The 18,336-nt window shown below is 32.3% G+C and carries 23 protein-coding genes and 1 other RNA gene; 22 read left to right on the top strand and 2 right to left on the bottom strand.

Annotation, left to right across the window (positions count from 1 at the left end):
- Positions 1 to 258 precede the first annotated feature (258 nt).
- From B8965_RS04285 to recR, 6 genes are all read left to right on the top strand, one after another.
- Positions 259 to 438, top strand: a complete 180-nt coding sequence (locus B8965_RS04285; protein ID WP_084052628.1) for a rubredoxin — start codon at positions 259 to 261, stop codon at positions 436 to 438.
- A gap of 107 nt (positions 439 to 545) precedes the next feature.
- Positions 546 to 810: signal recognition particle sRNA large type (gene ffs / locus B8965_RS04280), an RNA gene on the top strand.
- A 120-nt stretch (positions 811 to 930) separates the two neighbouring features.
- Positions 931 to 1,452, top strand: a complete 522-nt coding sequence (gene dnaX / locus B8965_RS04275) for a DNA polymerase III subunit gamma/tau (RefSeq protein ID WP_084052627.1) — start codon at positions 931 to 933, stop codon at positions 1,450 to 1,452.
- Entirely contained in the window at positions 1,415 to 2,527 is a 1,113-nt protein-coding gene (locus B8965_RS12755; protein ID WP_423237164.1) for a hypothetical protein, read from the top strand. Before dnaX ends, B8965_RS12755 begins: the two co-directional genes overlap by 38 nt.
- 11 nt (positions 2,528 to 2,538) lie before the next feature.
- A complete protein-coding gene (locus B8965_RS04265; RefSeq protein WP_084052625.1) occupies positions 2,539 to 2,865 on the top strand; it encodes a YbaB/EbfC family nucleoid-associated protein in 327 nt (108 codons plus the stop codon).
- Positions 2,866 to 3,465 carry a recombination mediator RecR gene (recR, locus tag B8965_RS04260; RefSeq protein WP_084052624.1) on the top strand — a complete coding sequence of 200 codons (600 nt, stop codon included), beginning with the start codon at positions 2,866 to 2,868 and terminating at the stop codon, positions 3,463 to 3,465. It abuts the gene before it with no gap.
- Between the two features lie 107 nt (positions 3,466 to 3,572).
- Here recR and B8965_RS04255 read toward each other — a convergent pair whose 3' ends face one another.
- A complete protein-coding gene (locus B8965_RS04255) occupies positions 3,573 to 4,124 on the bottom strand; it encodes a DUF3231 family protein (RefSeq protein WP_084052623.1) in 552 nt (183 codons plus the stop codon).
- Between the two features lie 240 nt (positions 4,125 to 4,364).
- On the opposite strand from B8965_RS04255, the gene B8965_RS04250 reads away from it, so the two are divergent.
- The 14 genes from B8965_RS04250 to B8965_RS04185 all read left to right on the top strand — a co-directional run bounded on the left by B8965_RS04250 (position 4,365) and on the right by B8965_RS04185 (position 15,910).
- Complete coding sequence (locus B8965_RS04250; protein ID WP_084052622.1) at positions 4,365 to 4,958, top strand: 50S ribosomal protein L25; 594 nt, start codon at positions 4,365 to 4,367, stop codon at positions 4,956 to 4,958.
- A 358-nt stretch (positions 4,959 to 5,316) separates the two neighbouring features.
- Complete coding sequence (locus B8965_RS04245) at positions 5,317 to 7,002, top strand: methyl-accepting chemotaxis protein (protein WP_084052621.1); 1,686 nt, start codon at positions 5,317 to 5,319, stop codon at positions 7,000 to 7,002.
- Positions 7,003 to 7,088: 86 nt separating this feature from the next.
- Positions 7,089 to 7,685, top strand: a complete 597-nt coding sequence (locus tag B8965_RS04240; RefSeq protein ID WP_084052620.1) for a response regulator — start codon at positions 7,089 to 7,091, stop codon at positions 7,683 to 7,685.
- An 18-nt stretch (positions 7,686 to 7,703) separates the two neighbouring features.
- Complete coding sequence (locus tag B8965_RS04235) at positions 7,704 to 8,501, top strand: nitrogen regulation protein NR(II) (RefSeq protein WP_084052619.1); 798 nt, start codon at positions 7,704 to 7,706, stop codon at positions 8,499 to 8,501.
- 12 nt (positions 8,502 to 8,513) lie between these two features.
- Positions 8,514 to 8,861 carry an ATP-binding protein gene (locus B8965_RS04230; RefSeq protein WP_341451577.1) on the top strand — a complete coding sequence of 116 codons (348 nt, stop codon included), beginning with the start codon at positions 8,514 to 8,516 and terminating at the stop codon, positions 8,859 to 8,861.
- A 268-nt stretch (positions 8,862 to 9,129) separates the two neighbouring features.
- Positions 9,130 to 10,341 carry an EAL and HDOD domain-containing protein gene (locus B8965_RS04225; protein WP_084052617.1) on the top strand — a complete coding sequence of 404 codons (1,212 nt, stop codon included), beginning with the start codon at positions 9,130 to 9,132 and terminating at the stop codon, positions 10,339 to 10,341.
- A gap of 35 nt (positions 10,342 to 10,376) precedes the next feature.
- A complete protein-coding gene (locus B8965_RS04220) occupies positions 10,377 to 11,549 on the top strand; it encodes a GGDEF domain-containing protein (protein ID WP_084052616.1) in 1,173 nt (390 codons plus the stop codon).
- A 128-nt stretch (positions 11,550 to 11,677) separates the two neighbouring features.
- Positions 11,678 to 11,977: a DUF2508 family protein gene (locus B8965_RS04215; protein WP_159446266.1), complete on the top strand. Its 300-nt coding sequence runs from the start codon at positions 11,678 to 11,680 to the stop codon at positions 11,975 to 11,977.
- 74 nt (positions 11,978 to 12,051) lie between these two features.
- Positions 12,052 to 12,315 (top strand): pro-sigmaK processing inhibitor BofA family protein, encoded by a 264-nt coding sequence (locus B8965_RS04210; protein WP_159446265.1) that lies wholly within the window; start codon positions 12,052 to 12,054, stop codon positions 12,313 to 12,315.
- A gap of 201 nt (positions 12,316 to 12,516) precedes the next feature.
- Positions 12,517 to 13,077: a hypothetical protein gene (locus B8965_RS04205; RefSeq protein ID WP_242941925.1), complete on the top strand. Its 561-nt coding sequence runs from the start codon at positions 12,517 to 12,519 to the stop codon at positions 13,075 to 13,077.
- A gap of 29 nt (positions 13,078 to 13,106) precedes the next feature.
- Complete coding sequence (locus B8965_RS04200; RefSeq protein WP_084052612.1) at positions 13,107 to 14,192, top strand: ferredoxin oxidoreductase; 1,086 nt, start codon at positions 13,107 to 13,109, stop codon at positions 14,190 to 14,192.
- 13 nt (positions 14,193 to 14,205) lie between these two features.
- Positions 14,206 to 14,961, top strand: a complete 756-nt coding sequence (locus B8965_RS04195; RefSeq protein WP_084052611.1) for a thiamine pyrophosphate-dependent enzyme — start codon at positions 14,206 to 14,208, stop codon at positions 14,959 to 14,961.
- Positions 14,958 to 15,533, top strand: a complete 576-nt coding sequence (locus B8965_RS04190; RefSeq protein WP_084052610.1) for a 2-oxoacid:acceptor oxidoreductase family protein — start codon at positions 14,958 to 14,960, stop codon at positions 15,531 to 15,533. The genes B8965_RS04195 and B8965_RS04190 overlap by 4 nt, the downstream gene beginning before the upstream one ends.
- Positions 15,534 to 15,658: 125 nt before the next feature.
- The gene (locus B8965_RS04185; protein ID WP_084052609.1) at positions 15,659 to 15,910 is read left to right on the top strand and encodes a sigma factor G inhibitor Gin; all 252 of its coding nucleotides are present in this window, start codon (positions 15,659 to 15,661) and stop codon (positions 15,908 to 15,910) included.
- Positions 15,911 to 15,918: 8 nt separating this feature from the next.
- Here B8965_RS04185 and B8965_RS04180 read toward each other — a convergent pair whose 3' ends face one another.
- Entirely contained in the window at positions 15,919 to 16,131 is a 213-nt protein-coding gene (locus B8965_RS04180; RefSeq protein ID WP_084052608.1) for a hypothetical protein, read from the bottom strand.
- Between the two features lie 133 nt (positions 16,132 to 16,264).
- Here B8965_RS04180 and B8965_RS04175 point away from each other — a divergent pair, with 133 nt between their 5' ends.
- Both B8965_RS04175 and tmk read left to right on the top strand, forming a co-directional pair.
- Positions 16,265 to 17,662: an aminotransferase class I/II-fold pyridoxal phosphate-dependent enzyme gene (locus B8965_RS04175; RefSeq protein WP_084052607.1), complete on the top strand. Its 1,398-nt coding sequence runs from the start codon at positions 16,265 to 16,267 to the stop codon at positions 17,660 to 17,662.
- A gap of 13 nt (positions 17,663 to 17,675) precedes the next feature.
- Entirely contained in the window at positions 17,676 to 18,302 is a 627-nt protein-coding gene (tmk, locus tag B8965_RS04170; RefSeq protein ID WP_084052606.1) for a dTMP kinase, read from the top strand.
- Positions 18,303 to 18,336: the final 34 nt, after the last annotated feature.

The following is an 18,336-nucleotide window of genomic DNA, read 5'->3' as shown; positions in this document are numbered from 1 at the left end:
AAGACATAGAGATGTATTTGTCAATAAGGTATTAGGGATAGAAGGAATCATATCTTAGTCAAGAATTTTACTAATTGTATGTATTTTAAAGATAAAATTGAGAAAAAAGGTTAGAAATTAATGAAGATTATATCAATTCTATGTTTAAGGCAGGATAATCTGGTTAATAATAGAATTATAATATTATCTTAAAAAATAATCATCTTTGTTTAGGTTATACCTTATTAATAAAAATTATTTTACAAGGGGGATATTAAAATGAGCGAAGAGATGAAAATGTATCAATGTCAATTTACTAACTGTGGGTTTATTTACAATCCTGAAAGAGGAGATAAAAAGAATAAAATACCTAAGGGAGTAGATTTTGAAGACCTGCCTGAAGATTACAAATGTCCGTTATGTGGTGCAAGCAAAAAAGCATTCAAACCTATAGACTAGTAAAATAGTAAATAAAAGGATAAATAAAATAGTTATATTTTAGTTTCCTTTATGCTATAATATTATTCGAGACACATTTTAGTTATTTAACTTTGTTATAAAGTTTGTCGTGCTAGATGGGGAGGTAGCGGTGCCTTGTAACCCGCAATCCGCTATAGCGGGGTCGATGTCTAACTGAGGACTAATCTTGTGGAGTCTGCCCTAGGCAAGTGGTGTTGACGATTGGGTCCCGCGCAACGCAAACTTATGAACCCCGTCAGATCCGGAAGGAAGCAGCGGTAAGTAAGACCTTGCGTGTGCCGTGGGTCAGCCTGATCCGAGCAAACTACCTAGGTAACGTCCGGAAGATTAGCTTCGAAGTTAGGTGCACGACATTTAATTTTAAATATAAAATCGGCTGTACTATGTACTGCCGATTTTTTTATACTTACATTTTTCTTTTATGAGATTAATATGGTAAAATAGTAATCATATTAAATAAGGAAGGTTCCTATGAGTTATACTGCTTTATATCGTACTTGGCGTCCTCAAACTCTTAAAGATGTTGTGGGACAAATTCATGTTAGTAAAACTTTAAAAAATGCTTTAACTACAGGTCAAGTAGCTCATGCATATCTTTTTTGTGGGCCTAGGGGTACAGGAAAGACCAGCTCGGCAAAAGTTTTAGCAAAGGCTGTTAACTGTCTAAATCTAGATAATGGTGAGCCTTGTAATGAATGTAGTCATTGCCAGGCTATTAATGAAGGTAATTTTTTAGATGTCTTTGAAATAGATGCTGCCTCTAATAGAGGAATAGATGAAATTAGAGACATTAGGGACAAGGTAAAATTTGCTCCAAGCCAAGGTAAATGCAAAGTATATATTATTGACGAGGTTCATATGCTTACTCAAGAGGCCTTTAATGCGCTACTTAAAACATTAGAAGAGCCTCCAAAGCATGTAATGTTTATTTTAGCGACAACAGAGCCTCAAAAAAATTCCTTTAACTATTCTTTCACGTTGTCAAAGGTTTGACTTTCGTAAAATTGGAACAGAAGAAATCAAAACTCACTTAGAAGAAATTGTTAAAGAAACGCAAATTGAAATAACAGAAAGTGCTCTTTTAACCATTGCCCGTAAAGCAGATGGTGGAATGCGTGATGCTATTAGTCTGTTAGATCAATGTATTGCTTTTGCAGGAAATGAAATTATTGATAGTGATGTAGAAACTGTTTTAGGAACTTTAAGTGAAGAACAAATCATAAATATTAGTGACGCTTTAATAGAGCAAGAACCAGGTAAGGCTATTATTTATTTAAATGATTATTTACAATCAGGTAAAGATATTAAACAAATTATTCGGGATTTATTAGAACATTTTCGAAATATTATGTTACTTAAGGTTTCTAGCCAAGATGATTTAGTTGCTTTAAGTGCAGAAATGCTCCCTAAAATAAAACAACAAGCAAGTAGCTTAAGCCTAAAGTATATTGGGGTAATTGTGACTAAATTAACTGAAGTAGAAAAGGAATTACGCTGGACTAGTCAACCCCAGATTTTAGTTGAAGCTAGTTTAATTGATATTATTTTAAGGTCGAGCTCCTTTAATGAACCAGAGGTTAGAGTAGTTAGAGAAAATGTTATCCCTAGGACGCATAGTCCTCAAGGAACAAATATAGCTAGTTCTGAGGAAAAAGGATCAAGATCAAGCGAGATGAATCAACAAACAGAGCAAAAACAGGTAAGAATAGTAAGAAAAAGTCCTCAGTTACAAGAAATTAAAAAAATGTGGCCCCAGGTTTTAGAAAGTGTAAAAAAACAAAAAGTTACTACTCATGCCTTTTTAATGATGGGTGAGCCTTTTGATTTAACAGAAGATGTTTTAATTCTAACCTTTGAAAAGACCTATAAATTTCATAGTGATCGCATTAATCAGCCAGATAATAAACAATTAGTGCAAAAATCAATCGAAGATATTTTAGGGATGAAGGTTAGTATAAATTGTATTTTAGAAGGAGAAATAACTACTAAAGAAGAAATATCCACTAAATCAGATATTGATAAAGCAATAGAGATTTTTGGAAAAGATATAGTAGAAATAAAAGATTAGGGGGATTAATAATGGGTTTTGGAAATATGAATAAAATGATGAAACAAGTGCAAAAAATGCAAAAAGAAATGGCAAAGGTTCAAGAGGAGTTAGAACAAAAAACAGTAGAAGCGACTGCTGGTGGTGGCGCAGTAACAGTTGTAGCTAATGGTAAAAATGAAATTTTAGAAATTAAGATAGATCCAGAAATCTTAGATCCTGAAGATGCTGAAATGGTACAAGACATTATTATGGCTGCTTGTAATGAAGCTTTAAGAAATGCTCAGGAAATGGTTGCTAGTGAAATGGCTAAAGTTACTGGGAAAATGAACATTCCAGGTATGCCAGGAATGTTCTAAATGCTTTACTATGCTGATGCTGTTGCTAAATTAATAGAAGAATTTGCAAAACTACCTGGGATTGGACCTAAAACAGCCCAGCGCTTAGCTTTTCACATTATTAGAGGAAGAAAAGAAGATGCCTATCAATTGGCGAGGGCCTTAGTAAATGCCAAGGAAAAGGTAAGATATTGCTCTACTTGTTTTAATATGACAGATATTGATCCTTGTCATGTGTGCAAAAATACGAATCGGGATAATTCTATTATTTGTGTAGTAGAAGACCCAAGAGACGTTGTAGCTTTAGAACGCACGAAAGATTTTAAAGGATTATATCATGTCTTACATGGTGCTATATCTCCGATGGAGGGGATCGGTCCTGATCAATTACGAGTAAAAGAATTATTAAATCGCCTGCAAGATGATATCGTAAAAGAGGTTATTTTAGCTACGAACTCTAGTGTCGAGGGAGAAGCAACAGCGATGTACTTAGCAAAATTAATCAAACCTCTAGGAATTAGGGTTACACGCATAGCTCAAGGAATTCCAGTTGGTGGGGATATTGAGTATGCCGATGAAGTAACCTTAACAAGAGCCTTTGCAGGGCGCGTAGAAATATGATACATAGGGTTTACTGCTGTAAAGTATAGTTTTATTAATACATGGTTTTTTGGTAAAATATTATATATAAATTAGCTGCTCATTTTTGATGAGCAGCTTTTTAAAATCTAATTATGTGGTGTGCCTGGAGGACAATAAAATGGAGGAACCTTTAACCAACCCCGTTTTTTCATAAGAACTTTTAGCTTAGCGCCATATTTCATTCTAATCCCTAGATTTTTTGTCCACATAAGGGCAATATCATTTCTAACAGATTGAGACATTCCGGTAGCACACATCATTAAAGTTGATACTGCTTTTAATGATAGTCCATTAGCTATTTCATCATCTGTCATTTTTACTCCCATAGGGATGCTATTAGGGTCTGATTTAACTTTCGCCTCGGATGTAGGTGGCATAGGAATGCCTTCAGCCTTAAATATTTTTGTGATTTCTCCTATTTGCTTAGCACAATCCTTAAAACTTTCTTGCAGGGATTCAATTAATTCCTTATCCCTTGTTGTATTTAGTCCCATTTCTACATATCTATTAGATTCTTCTAACATAGCTAGATAAATCCATAGACTTGTCACTTCTCCTATATGCATAGGATTTTTGTCTTCTGGTTTTTTAGCATAATCATCAATAACTTCTTTAAATACTTCCATAATATTAGACATAAATTTTGCCCCCCTTTTTTCAAATAATATTAGTATTATTCCAAAAGGAGCATTATATATTAATTTATAATATATGATGAAGGTTTTTTATTACATAACGACTAAAAAAATAAATAACAGGATATCCTAGCTAGTATTCACCAATATTTATATTTATGTCAATAAAAATGCATAATTTCCTAAAGTCTGGTATGATAGTATTAGGATTACATAAATATAAAATCTAGGAGGTTTAAAAATATGAATATTAGTTTAAATGCACAGGTGCGTGAGCACAAAGGTAAGGGATTAAGAAATAAGGCAGCTAGTGAGGGCAAGGTACCTGCAGTAGTTTATGGTCAGGATATTGATAATCAGTTACTATTTGTAGAGAGTAAGGATATATCAAAGATATTACAAGAAAATGGTACGAGCCAGTTAGTCAATTTAAAGGTTAATAATGATGAATACAAGGTAATGATAAGAGAAGTGCAAAATAGTCCGGTTAGCAAACAATTATTACATTTGGATTTTTTAAAGGTTAATTTAAAAGAATTAATTAAGACTATCGTTCCAGTAAGATTAGAAGGAGAACCTGAAGGACTTAAAAAGGGTGGAACTTTGCAACAACATATCTGGGAGGTAGAAGTAGAATGTTTACCTGATAACATGCCTGAAGCAATGACTGCTGATGTTTCTGATTTAAAATTAGATGATGGAATTAGTATTTCTGCCTTAACAGCAATTGCAGGAGTTGAAGTTTTAACTGCAGCAGATAACATAGTGGCTACTTTAGTACCGGCAAGAGTTGGAGCTGCCGAGGAAGAAGTAGATGGAGAAGAAGAAGGTAAATAATAGTTTTTAAAACAATCCTCGAGGAAATTTATAAGCCTGACCTTTTAGTTACAGATTTTATTTAAAGCTGATGACTTTAGGGAATGTCTATTAAATAATTCCTTGAGGTTTTTTTGTTGTACGAGCTTGATACTTAAATTAATGGGTAATATTGCATAAGTCTTGTATTTGAATGAAAATTAAAGTTAAAGTGAGTATTAATAAGATTAACCCGGTACATAGTTTTTATAATATAGAGATATTACTCTATATAGAGTCTTTGTAATTTTCTATTAGTTACTTCTTAATGTATGATTAGCAAGAAGTAACTAAAATGGCAAAGTTATAAGATACTTTGCAAATACGAGGGGTTGTCTAGATGAAAATCAGGAAAATGTTACAAGTAACCGGAATTATTTTAATGATTTTAGTAGCAGCAAACTTTATAACCTTAATGCAATTAAATCAAGAGCTAGAAAATGAAAGAAAAGCTAGTACCCAGCAGATAGAAGTCTATCAATTAGGGCAAGATCTAAAAGCAACATCAGACTATCTAACAAATCAGGCTAGAAGGTATACTCAATTTGGTGAGCAGAAATACTATGATAATTATTGGAGAGAAGTTAAAGAGACTAAAACTAGAGAAAGTCTAATTGCGAGATTAACAGAATTAAATGTGCCAAAGGCAGAATTAGATTTGTTACGTAAGGCTCAAGAAAAATCCAATTCTTTAGTTAACATAGAAGAAGATGCAATGAAAAAGGTTGCAGAAGGTAATTTAGAGCAGGCACGGATATTGATGTTTGATGATAATTATGATGTACATAAAGCTGAAATTACTGATTTAACAGCTGAATTTATAAATACTATGAATGAGCGAACTGCAAGTGAAACTAAATCAGAAATCAAACGTACACAGAGTGCATTTTTTCAAGGTGCAGTTATGTTAATTTTGTTGCTTTTAATAATTTTAGCAACATTTGTTATATTGGTGTTTAGAATGAGAAGATTAACTAATCTTGCAGAAGGTTTAGCTACAAATGAAGGCGATTTAACTATAAAGTTTGATATTACAACTAAAGATGAAATTGGTGATATGGCGAGAAGTTCCAATGACTTTCTGGCAAAAATACAGAAAATTATAGCAGAGGTTGCAGATATGTCGAATAAGGTTTCTGGAGCCGCAGAAGAATTAAAGGCAACGAGTGGTCAGTCTTCCAAGGCATCAGAAGAAATGTCTAAAGTTATAGAGGACATTGCTGCGGGGGCAAGCGATTTAGCTAATGATACTGAACAGGGAGTCCTACATATTGAAGATTTGGGCGAAAGAATTGTTCATACTCAAGAAGGTATTGAAGAATTAGGGAAGTTTTCTAATGAAATTACTGGTCTGAAAAATGAGGGGCTTAAAATTATCCAAGATTTGATTGAAAAAACAGAACAGAGTAATGAAAAAGCGGGAGAAGTACAAGGAGTTATTGTAAATACTTATGAATCTGCTGGAAGGGTAAATAACGCCAGTAAGATGATTAAAAATATAGCCAAGCAAACTAATTTATTAGCTTTAAATGCTGCGATTGAAGCTGCTAGGGCAGGCGAAGCAGGCAGGGGGTTTGCAGTAGTGGCAGAGGAGATTAGACAATTAGCGGAACAATCTAATAAATTTACAATAGAAATAGATGAAATAATTCAAGAGTTAATCGTATTAACAAAGGGTTCTGTGCATACCATGGACGAGGTGGGTGAAATTGTACAAAAGCAAACAGATAGTATTTATTTAACCAATGAAAAATTTGATGCAATAGCACATGCAATTGAAAATGTAAATAAGCTGATTATGGATATTGGTCAAACAGGAAAGCATATGGAAATAAAGAAAGAAGAAATTGTGGGTTTGATTCAGACCTTATCTTCAATATCTGAGGAAAATGCTGCTGGAACTCAGGAAGCCTCAGCATCGGTGGAAGAACAAACAGCGTCAATAAATGAGGTAGCAGGTTTAAGTGAAACCTTAGCAAAATTATCTGATGATATGCTAGGTATGGTTAAGAGATTTAAGTATTAAACGTTTAACATAATATTGTTAATTTTGGTTAAGTAATGTAATATATTTAAGTGAATACAATTTCCGGGTTTTAAGGTGGGTATAAAGTGAAAAAGGCTTTAGTTGTTGATGATACAAAAGCACATAGATTATTAATTTCTAAGTGCTTAGAAAGTGAGAATTATCTAGTAGAAGTGGCAGGTAAAGGCAAAAAGGCTATGGAGTTATTGGAAAAAAATACATATGATATTATATTTTTAGATATAAAAATGCCTTTTATGAGTGGCACATCTGTTCTGCAATGGTTGAGGGGAAAGGGTATTTCAACACCCGTTGTAATTGTAACAGCTTATGCCACTGTGAAAAATGCATTAGATTGTACTAACCTGGGAGTGGTTAGTTATCTACAAAAACCATTTACCCTGCAAAAGTATAAAAGGTTAATGGAGGATCTCGCACTAAAAGGGGAAGAAACAAAAGGGCAAAAGATTCATAATCAAGAAAAGGTACAGTCTAATTTAGAAAATGCAATTAGCATGTTTAATGAAGGTAAGTTTAATAATGCCCTGGAATGTCTCAAGAATTTACTAGCCATTGAACCAGAAAATGCTGAGATTTACTTTTGGTTAAGCAAAACATATTTAGCCTTAGAAAATGAGGAGCATGCAGAAAAGTTTTTTAAGGCTTACCAGATTTTCAAGTAAGTTTTAAGGGGTGGGGTAGTGCAGACACAATTTGCATCAGCAGAGCGTTTAGTGGACGAAGAAATTTATAAACAGGCAGAGTTAATAATAAATGAGAATATGATACCGAGTTTATTTAATATAATGCCATACATATTATTAATAATTAATAAGCAAAGACAGATAATATATTCTAATCAGAGTTTTTTGAAGTTGCTAAATTTTCCCGAACAAAAAAGAATTTTAGGATTGCGTTTTGGAGAAATTTTAAAATGTAAACATGCAGATAAACTACCTGGGGGCTGTGGAACAACAGAATCTTGTAGTGTATGTGGTGCTTTACTTGCTATACTAGAATGCCAAAAGAAAAAAATTGCCATAACTAAAGAGTGTTTACTAGAAACAAAAAGTAAAAACGAAATTGTGCATCATGAACTTGAGGTTTATGCGTCTCCTGCTTATATTTCTAATAGTGAGCATATTTTATTTACAGTACGAGATATTAGTACAGAAAAAAGAAAAAGTGCAATGGAGAAAATATTTTTTCATGATTTATTAAATACTTCAGGTGCTGCTAAAGGTCTTTTAGACGTAATAGTAAACAATGGATATAGAAAAGATACTATGGAATTAGCCGAATGTGCAAGTGAAACCTTAGATATTTTAGTTGATGAAGTTAAGAATTATCAAGATATCTTTGCTGCTGAAAGTGGTAAATTAGAAATAAAAAGCACTCTTTTTTCTGTGAAGGATGTAATTGAAGGCTTAGTCAAGCAATATTTAAAAAATGAAGATATTAATTGTCCGATTAATTTTAATTGTACAGAAGAATTATAGGTCAAAAGTGATATCATTTTAGTTAGACGGGTTTTAAATAATATGGTCAAGAATGCAGTTGAAGCATCAGATGATGAACCAGTAACAATAGAAGTTTTAAGTGAATTAAATGATATAATTTTTAAAGTTCATAATTGTCAATATATATCTCGGGACATACAATTACAAATTTTTAAACGGTCATTTTCTACCAAAGAAAAAGGGCAAGGCATTGGTACTTATAGCATGAAATTATTAGGGGAAAAATACTTAGCAGGGGAAGTTTCATTTTCAACGGAAAAAAGATTAGGCACAACCTTTACTTTTCGACTTTCAAATGTTAAAAGGAACGATATTTTTGCTGATAATGGAAACAAGTAGCTTTAACTTCAAAGAGGGAGCAAATTTAAGAATACGTCATATAATATTACCAAATCGGGTTTTAATGGTTTGGTATTCTTTGTGTGTAGGTTAAAGCTAATTTTAGTATTTGGAAATAATTATATATACTTATGGTTGGATAGTTCTCGGAATTTTTTAGGGTCATTTATGTTTATTAGGCAGAAGATTCAAAATTGTTTTTTCCAGGATTTTGACTAGAAGGTATGCTGATCCCGAAACCGTTAAAAAGAAAGGTAGTTGTTGAGTAATGAATGTTTTTTTAGCCAGACAGCCTATTTTTGACCTGGATGAAAAGGTGTATGCCTATGAAATGCTATATAGAAGTGGGGATGTGAATAGGTTCAGTGATACTTCGGGGGATACGGCCTCGGCCAGGGTTATGATTGATACTTTTCAAACCTTTGGGATAGAAGTTTTAACTAATAACAAACCTGCCTTTATTAATTTTACGGATAAGTTGATTAAGGATGAAATAGCAACCTTATTTAGTAAGGAGTATCTAGTAGTTGAAATATTAGAAACAGTTAAATTAGATGAAGAAATAATATGCAAATGTATTGAGCTAAAGCAAAAAGGATATACATTAGCTCTTGACGATTTTGTGTGCCGAGAAGAATATAGACCTTTAATTAAAATAACAGATATTATCAAAGTTGACTTCCGTGAGACAAAAAGAGTAGAAATAGAAAAAATGATTAGTAAATTAAAAAGCTTCAATATTGAATTTTTAGCAGAAAAGGTAGAAACTAGAGAAGAATTTGAATATGCTAAAAATTTAGGGTTTTCATTATTTCAAGGATACTTTTTTCAAAAGCCGGAAATTATGACTTCGAGTGGTTTATCACCTTTAAAACTTACTTATTTACAATTAATGAATGAAGTAAATAAAAATGAGATTAATTTTGAGAAACTTTCTACTTTGATTTCACGTGATTTAGCTTTAACATATAATCTTTTAAGAATAATTAATTCAGCAGCATTTGCGTATAAATCAGTTACGTCTGTTAAACAAGCCTTAGTTATTTTAGGGGAAAAAGAAGTTAGAAAATGGGTTAATTTGATGGCTCTTAAGGGATTGGGAGATAATAAGCCTAATGAATTGGTCAAAAGTTCATTAATAAGAGCGAGCTTTGGCGAGTTAATAGCAGAAAAGGTTAATTATAAACAAAAAGCAAATGATCTTTTTTTAGTAGGTCTTTTTTCTTTAATAGATGTTATTTTACAAAGACCACTTGGAGAGATTTTAGTAGAAATTATGCCTCCAAAAGCAGTACAAGAAGCTTTAATAGATCAAACTGGTGAATTGGCAGATGTTTATAAAATAATTCTATGTTATGAAAAAGGGAGTTTAGAAGATATTGTTCATGAAATGCAGAAACTTAAAATAAGTAGTGAAGATTTAGTAAATTTATATATAAATTCTTTACTATGTTATGATTCCTTGACAAGAGAGGCGTAGGTTATAATTAAATGAATATATAAGGTGGTGATAATATGCTGAAAGAGGTCAAGTATAGTCATAAGATTAATGTCTTTAAGGATTTAATATTAGAGTTAATTCATAATAATAATAGTATTTTACATGATAGTGTAAAGGAAAATATTAAAAGAATTTATTATTCCACAATTATAGCAGTTTTTGTACATACTAGTGTGATACTCTATTTTCTATTTATTGTACCTAGTGATACTTTTATCCAAACAAATTGGAAAAAAGGTATTATTTTAACTCACACGTGTCTCTTAGTGCTGATGGTAGTAATATTTTTAATTACGTATAATTTAAGAAATCAACAGTACCTGACATTTTTCACCTTTATCCTGCAGTATTTATTTATAGTTTTTATTATTTTAGCAGGTGTTATTATCACCACAATCGACCAACTTATAACCACTAGTATTACACCTTTTATCCTAGCAACTGTTACAACAGGGACAATTTTTTTGATTCGACCTTTGATTTCATTTTTTATTTACCTAGGGTCATTTGCTTTTTATTGTAAGATAATTTCAGTTACTTGCACTTCCGGCGACTTATTATTATCAAATCGTGTAAATGGACTGTTGGCAGTAGCCCTTGGTTTTGCTCTTTCTCTATTTATGTGGCAAAATTTTTCTTTAAAAATAATGCAACAAAGAAAAATTGAAAATCAACAAAATCAATTAAAACAATTGGCATATCATGACTTTTTGACGAATTTACCCAATAGAAGGTTTTTTGATGAAATAATTAAAAAGGAAATGGCCTCAATTAAACTTTATGGATATGAGTCTTATATAATAGTGATAGATATTGATGATTTTAAAAATATTAATGATACCTACGGTCATACAGTAGGCGATAAGGTTTTAAAGCAATTAGCCACGCTTTTACAAAATAATCTTAGGGCATCGGATACTATTGCCAGATTAGGTGGAGAAGAATTTATTATACTTTTATCTAGGGTAAGCTTAGAAGAAGCCAAAATAGTGGCTGATAGATTTAGAGAGATAATTATGAAAAATGAATTTATTGTTAATGAATTTACTATTAATATCACGGCAAGCTTAGGATTATCAATATTGCCAGGTATTGAAAGCATAGATAATTACTATCAATCAGCTGATAAGGCTTTATATAGGGCAAAAAATGATGGCAAGAATAAGGTTAGAATAAATTTATTTTAAGCTAAATTATACTTAAAACTTAAGAACAACAGGGGTTGTTCTTTTTTTATCGCACTCATTTCTAAATTATGTTAATTTTTTTGGGTTTTGGGAATAATATAATAAAAACGAGACCTGGAGGAATTATTATGAATAAGGATCTAAAGATGTATGTAAAAAAGGCTTATAGTTTTTTAGAAGGAAAGTTTAATGGTTTAATGGATAATAAAAAAGAGCAGCAAAGGGAGTTACCATTAATTGATGTTGTAGAAGAGGCTAAGAGGGATTGGGAGGATGCTCAAAATTTATTTAAGGAAGTTACTGATCCTCTGTTAGTAGAGCATGCAATACATCGTTTAGATGCAGCAGAAAGAAAATATATGTATTTATTAGATGCAGCAGGAAGAGAACAAATTATTAATAATAATGTTCCCACCATTAGGGCATAATCAAGGCATGAAATTGGAATAGCTATCATATAAATCAATTAATATGATATTAACTTTTAAGGGGGATGGGATTAGTGGATACTAAAATAATCTTATCAGCGCTATTATTACTAATTTTAATCTTTGCTGTTGTAAGAATAATGCACAAACCCATACAATGGACGCTAAAGTTGGTAGTTAATTGTGCTATAGGTTTAGTAGCGATAATGATTGTCAATTATTTAGGTAGTTTCATGGGTATACATTTACCAGTTAATCCTATATCAGTACTGAGCGTGGGAGTATTAGGATTACCAGGAATGCTTTTATTAGTTTGCATGAACTTTTTACTGACTTAAGGAACCTATAATTTTTTAGGTTCTTTTTTTTTGGAAATTTTTAATAATATCTATCTGTTTGAACATACTAAGAAAAAAAGATTGTTTTAGGGGGTAATTTTACTGGAGCGTATTGTTGAAGCCTATGTTGGAGAGTATGCAAGTGGCAAAAGTGAGGTTTCGATAAATCGAGCTTTAGACTTACTAAAAGAAGAAAGAAAGGTGAATTTAATTGACTTAGATTTAGTAGAACCTTTTTATACCTTAAGACCACTTAAAGAAGAACTAGAGAACAAAGGTTTAAATGTTTTGGCACATAAAACTAAAGATGCAGAAGGATTAGGTGAAACAGGAGTTATTCTTAAAGGTGAAATGAAGTGGGCCTTGCGTCTAGATGGTGATGTAGTAATGGATATAGGATATGGAGTTGAAGGAGCAAAAACTCTTAATCTTATAGAAGATAAAGCTAGTTACCCAGAATTTAAAATATACGTAGTAGTAAATATAGGCAGACCCATGACTTCTGAAGTAGGACAAATTATTGAATATATAAAAACCTTAGGAATTGTACATGGACTAATAAATAATGCACATTTAGGAAAAGATACAGATATTGGCTTTATTGAAGAAGGAGCTAAGATAGTAACAGCTGCTGCTAAAGAATTGAATCTTCCAGTAATAGCTACAACAGTTGATGCTAGATTTAAGGAAATAGGTCAATATGATTCCTTGGGTAATCCAGTTAGACCTTTAAATCGTTATATGCAACGTGCTTTTTGGTAAATTTATTAATGAAAAGGAGGTACATAATTATGAGTAAAAAGCTATTTGAGGGAGAAAAGAAGTTTTTTGTCACAGGGAATGAAGTTATTGCATGGGCAGCCCTCGCTGCTAATGTAGACATTATGTATGGATATCCGATAACACCTCAAAATGAAATTATGCATTACTGGACAAGGATTTGTCCTCAATATGATAAAAAGTTTTTACAAACAGAAGATGAAATATCAGCAGGTTTTGCTACTATTGGGGGTGTCTTAGCAGGTGCTAGGGCTTTTACTGCTACATCAGGACCTGGAAACGTATTAATGCAAGAACCTTTAGCCATGGCTGAAATGATGCGTATACCAACAGTCGTTGTTGTTCAGCAAAGGGGAGGTCCTTCTACTGCAACTGTAATTTATTCACAACAAGAAGTTAACCTTACTTGCTTTGGTGGTAATGGTGAGGGAATGAGGATAGTTTATTCTACCAGTAGTCACCAAGAACTATTTGATTATACAATTAAAGCCTTTAATACAGCATGGAAGTATCGCTTTCCTACTTTTGTTTTAGGTGATGGATATCAAGCTAAAATGAGAGAATCAGTAACTATGTATGATCCAAGTCATAGGGGTATAGAAATGGTGTCGACAGAACAAATTCTAGGTTCCCCGGGTTCACCTGGTGTAGATCGAGACCCAAGCCAATTACGTAATACTTTTAATACGGAAGAAGAGTTATTCGAGATTATTAGTAAAACTGTAGAGGAGTTTAATAAAATAGCCCCTGAAATTGTAGAGCATGAAGAGTTTGATTGTGAAGATGCAGATTTAATTATAGTTTCTCATGGAGTTGTTAGTAGGGCTGCTAGAGGAGCAGTTAATGAATTAAGGAAAAAGGGCAAAAAAATAGGATATTTCAGACCAATTACTTTAAGACCTTTTCCTAAGTGTGCATTAGAAAAAGCAACCGAGAAAGCTAAACGATTGTTTGTAGTTGAATCCGCACAAGGTCAATTAGAGAAAATTGTTAAAAGTGAATTATATGAAAAGAATGTACCTATAGATAGTTATTTAAGACCAGGACTTGGTATTACTACTGAAGAGTTAGTTGAATATATCTCAAATAATTTTTAAAGGGGGTCTCTATATGGACATGTCACCAAATATGCCAAAATCTTGGAAGGTTTCATCAAAGCCACATAAGTTCTGCCCAGGGTGTGGACATGGAATGGTTTTAAAGGTTTTAGGCCAATGTATAGATGAATTAAATATCCAACAGGATGTAATTTTTGGATGTGATATTGGTTGTTCGTTATTATCTTGGGACTTTTTCAATACAGATTCTATTCAAACTCATCACGGTCGAACTAACCCAGTTTTAACCGGGATTAAAAGAGTAAGACCAGATAAAATTTGTATAGCTTATATGGGCGATGGCGGTGGCTATGCTATTGGGTCACAGCATTTAGTGAATGCTGCTGTTAGAAATGAGAAATTAACTGTAATAGTAGTTAACAATTGTAACTATGGAATGACCGGAGGTCAAATGTCTCCAACTACTTTACCAAATATGAAAACAGAAACCTGTCCTTTTGGACGTAATGTAGAAATAACAGGAAATCCTACTCAAGGACCAGAAATGGTGGCAGCTATAACTGGAGAAGGGGCATATGTGGCTAGAGGGACAGTTGCTAATTTAAGACAATTAAAGAAAATGATTAAAAGTGCCTTAGAAAATCAAATTAATGGTAATGGATTTTCTTTTGTAGAAGCTTTATCAGGTTGTCCGACAAACTGGAGAACCAATGCAAGTGATACTTGGGACTTTATTGAAAATAAAATGACAGAGTATTTTAAGGTTGGAGAAATTAAAACACCTCAGAAAGCGGAGGTGAAGCAATGAAAGGCTTTAAAATTGTTTTAGCAGGTGAAGGTGGACAAGGAGTTCAGTCAGTAGCAAATATAATGGTTGAAGCTGCTAATAAAATTGGCAAGGAAGCACTTTATATTCCTAACTTTGGTGTAGAACAAAGGGGAGGGGTATCTTTATCTTTTGTGCAAATTTCAGATGACAAGATAGGGGCACCTAAATTTAATAAGGCTGATATTGTGATTGCCTTAAGCGAAAGAGCTATTATCAGAGTAAGTGAATATATAAATGATCAAACTATTTTAATTTATGATGAGGACATAGAAGAAGCTGCAAAACATATACCTAAGGAAGTAGGCAGAGTAATTCCTATTCCTGCTATAAAGGTTGCAAGGACTGAATTACATCCAAGGGTATTTAATATAATTATTTTAGGGGCTCTTGTAAATTTAATTAAAATTGTTCCTTTAGAAGGAATTAAGGATGCTTTAGAAGAAAAGTTAGGCTATAAATTTGCGCAAAAACCAGAATTAAGAGAATTAAATTTCAATGCTCTTGAAAAAGGAGTTAATTTAGTGCAACAATCTTTAGGTGAAACTAAGTAGGTAGATAACCTTCTTTGGATTAAATCTCTTTTATCAAAGATTTGTATGAGAAGATTGTGTCAAATTTGTCTTTTTAGCATAAATTACAATTAAGTATTAAAAACTAAAGAAGGCAGCGTGAAAACATGGGCAATGTAACTAGTAAGGCGTATAAGCCAGAAGCTGAAAAAAAGAATAATTTACTCCCGAAATGTGTTTTATGTGAAAAGGTTCCGCAGTTAGGGATTAATGATGGTTTTCTTTTATCTAGACAATTTATCTGTTCGGATTGCGAAAAAATAATTTTAAGTTTAGATTATAATGATAAAAAGTATCAAGAACTAGTAGAAAAATTAAGATTAATAATGTTTAAGAAAAATAAGAAAGGCAGCTTCTAAGCTGCCTTTTAATAATTTCTTTTTCTTTTTTCTCTTTCTCTATTATGAGTATCCTCAATCTCTTGCCTAATTTGCATAAGTTTAAGCAAATCTATATGAAGTGCTTCAGAGATTTCTGTATCCGTGATATTATCCTTCCATGACTGGATAACCTTTGTTACATCAAGATTATATTTTTTAGAAAGTTTCTTAACATTGACTGGATTACTTTTTCTCGACATATATATATATCACTCCTGAAAAGATTGATTTAACTATAGCTTTTCCATTGTTGCCAGAGATATGCCTGTTGATTTCTAGAAGAAAATAGGTATATATGATAAAATTAAGTAAAAACAAATAAAGGATATAAATATGAAGCAAGCAATGATAATAAAAAGCATTAAAAATCATATCCAAGCTGATCCTATTTCATTTCATACTCCGGGTCATAAAGGTGGGAACCTTATCCCTGATCAAATGCAAATACAATCAGGTGGATTATGGGAATATGATTTAACAGAAATTCCTGGATTAGATAATTTGCATAAACCAGAAGGATGTATTAAAGAAGCCCAAGAAGAGGCAGCTAGGTTATTTAAAGCAAAGAAAACACATTTTTTAGTAAATGGGTCAAGTGTAGGAATACATAGTGCCATAATGGCACTTGCACATGATAAGTATATATTTGTGCCTAGGCATGTGCATAAATCTATTTATAATGCCACCATCTTAGCAAATGCTAAACCAATTTATCTACCTGTTGCCTTTGAAGAAAAGTCGGGGATTCCTTTAGGAATAGAACCAGAAGTATTAAAAAGATTTATTTTAGACTATCCTAAATGTAAGGTAATTATTTTACCTAATCCAAATTATCAAGGAATTAGTTATCAGTTAGAAGAAATAATTTATTTAGCTAAAAAGAATGATATAAAGGTTATAATAGATGAAGCACATGGATCACACTTTTTATTTCATAAATCCTTGCCTAAGTCTGGTTTAGAATTAGGTGCAGATATAGTGATTCAAAGCTGGCACAAAACCTTACCTGTTTTAACGCAAGGTAGTGTACTCCACGAAGGAAATAATTATCAAGGACCAGATTTAAGTCCTTTCATTAATATGCTTCAGACTACTTCACCTTCTTATTTACTTTTAGCTTCTTTAGATAGCTGTAGAGTCTTTTTAGCAGAAAAGGGACAAGAAATACTCGAGGAAACATATCATAAATTAATTGATTTTAATAAGAAAGTTACTACATTAACAACCTTTACCATTAATTTTGCTTTAAAAGAGCAGAGGGACTTTTTGAAGTTAAACCTGTCTTCAGAGGTTTTTTCGGGGTTAGAGATAGATAAAATTTTACGAGAACGATTTCAAATATTTTCAGAACTTAGCGAAGAAAATTATATTTTATTTATTTTTAGCCTAAAGGTAGAAGATACCGTTTTAAATAGATTACTAGAGGCTTTAACCCAGATTGACCAAATGGCAAGAAAGAAGAATGCTAAGATAGAAAAGATCCAAAAGAATATCTATAATATCATTCCAGAGCAAGGTTTAGCTCCCAGGGATGCCTTTTATGGCAATAAAAAAATGATATCACTTGATGTTGCTGTGGGTAGAATATGTGGGGAGTTTATTCTTAAATATCCCCCAGGAATCCCTCTAGTAGTGCCAGGTGAAATGATAGATTTTAAAATGTTAGAAATATTAAAAGGTGATATAGCCTTTAGGGATAAAAGAGAAATCATGATAATGGATGATATATAGGGAGAGAAGATACATGTCTGGAAAATTCATTACGATAGAAGGATGCGATGGTTCGGGGAAAACAACGCAAATAAATTTATTAGAGAATAAGCTAAAAGAACTTAGGGTTTCTTGTATGTTTACAAGAGAACCAGGTGGGACACTTATCTCAGAGAAAATTAGAAATATAATTTTAGATAATAAAAATTCTGAAATGGTATGGAAAGCGGAGGCACTCCTTTATGCTGCGAGCAGAGCTCAATTAGTAGGAGAAAAAATCATTCCATTATTAGAGCAGAATGTTAATGTGATTTGTGATCGTTATATTGATTCTACTCTAGCCTATCAAGGATATGGACGAGGGTTAGATAAAATAGAACTAGATAAATTAAATTATTTTGCTACATCAGGATTAAAACCACACTTAACAATACTTTTAGATATAGAACCTAGTGAAGCGGCTAGGAGAAGAAAAACAAGAAAAGAAGATAGATTAGAGCAGGAAAAGCTAGGTTTTCATCAAAGAGTAAGGGAAGGATATTTACACTTAGTTAAATTAGAGCCAACTCGCTTTAAAGTGATTTCTGCTTTACAGACAAAGGAAGAAATACACCAGCAAATATTAGAAAATATATTAAATCTCATAAATGATAAAAAATAATAAAACTAATTGCTTTAGCAAAGTACTGGTGGTG

The organism is Desulfonispora thiosulfatigenes DSM 11270 (genome assembly GCF_900176035.1).
In the GTDB taxonomy this organism is placed as follows: Bacteria; Bacillota; Peptococcia; order Peptococcales; family Desulfonisporaceae; genus Desulfonispora; species Desulfonispora thiosulfatigenes.
Note: the sequence above shows the minus strand (reverse complement) of the source record. Positions and strands in the feature narration are given on the sequence as shown.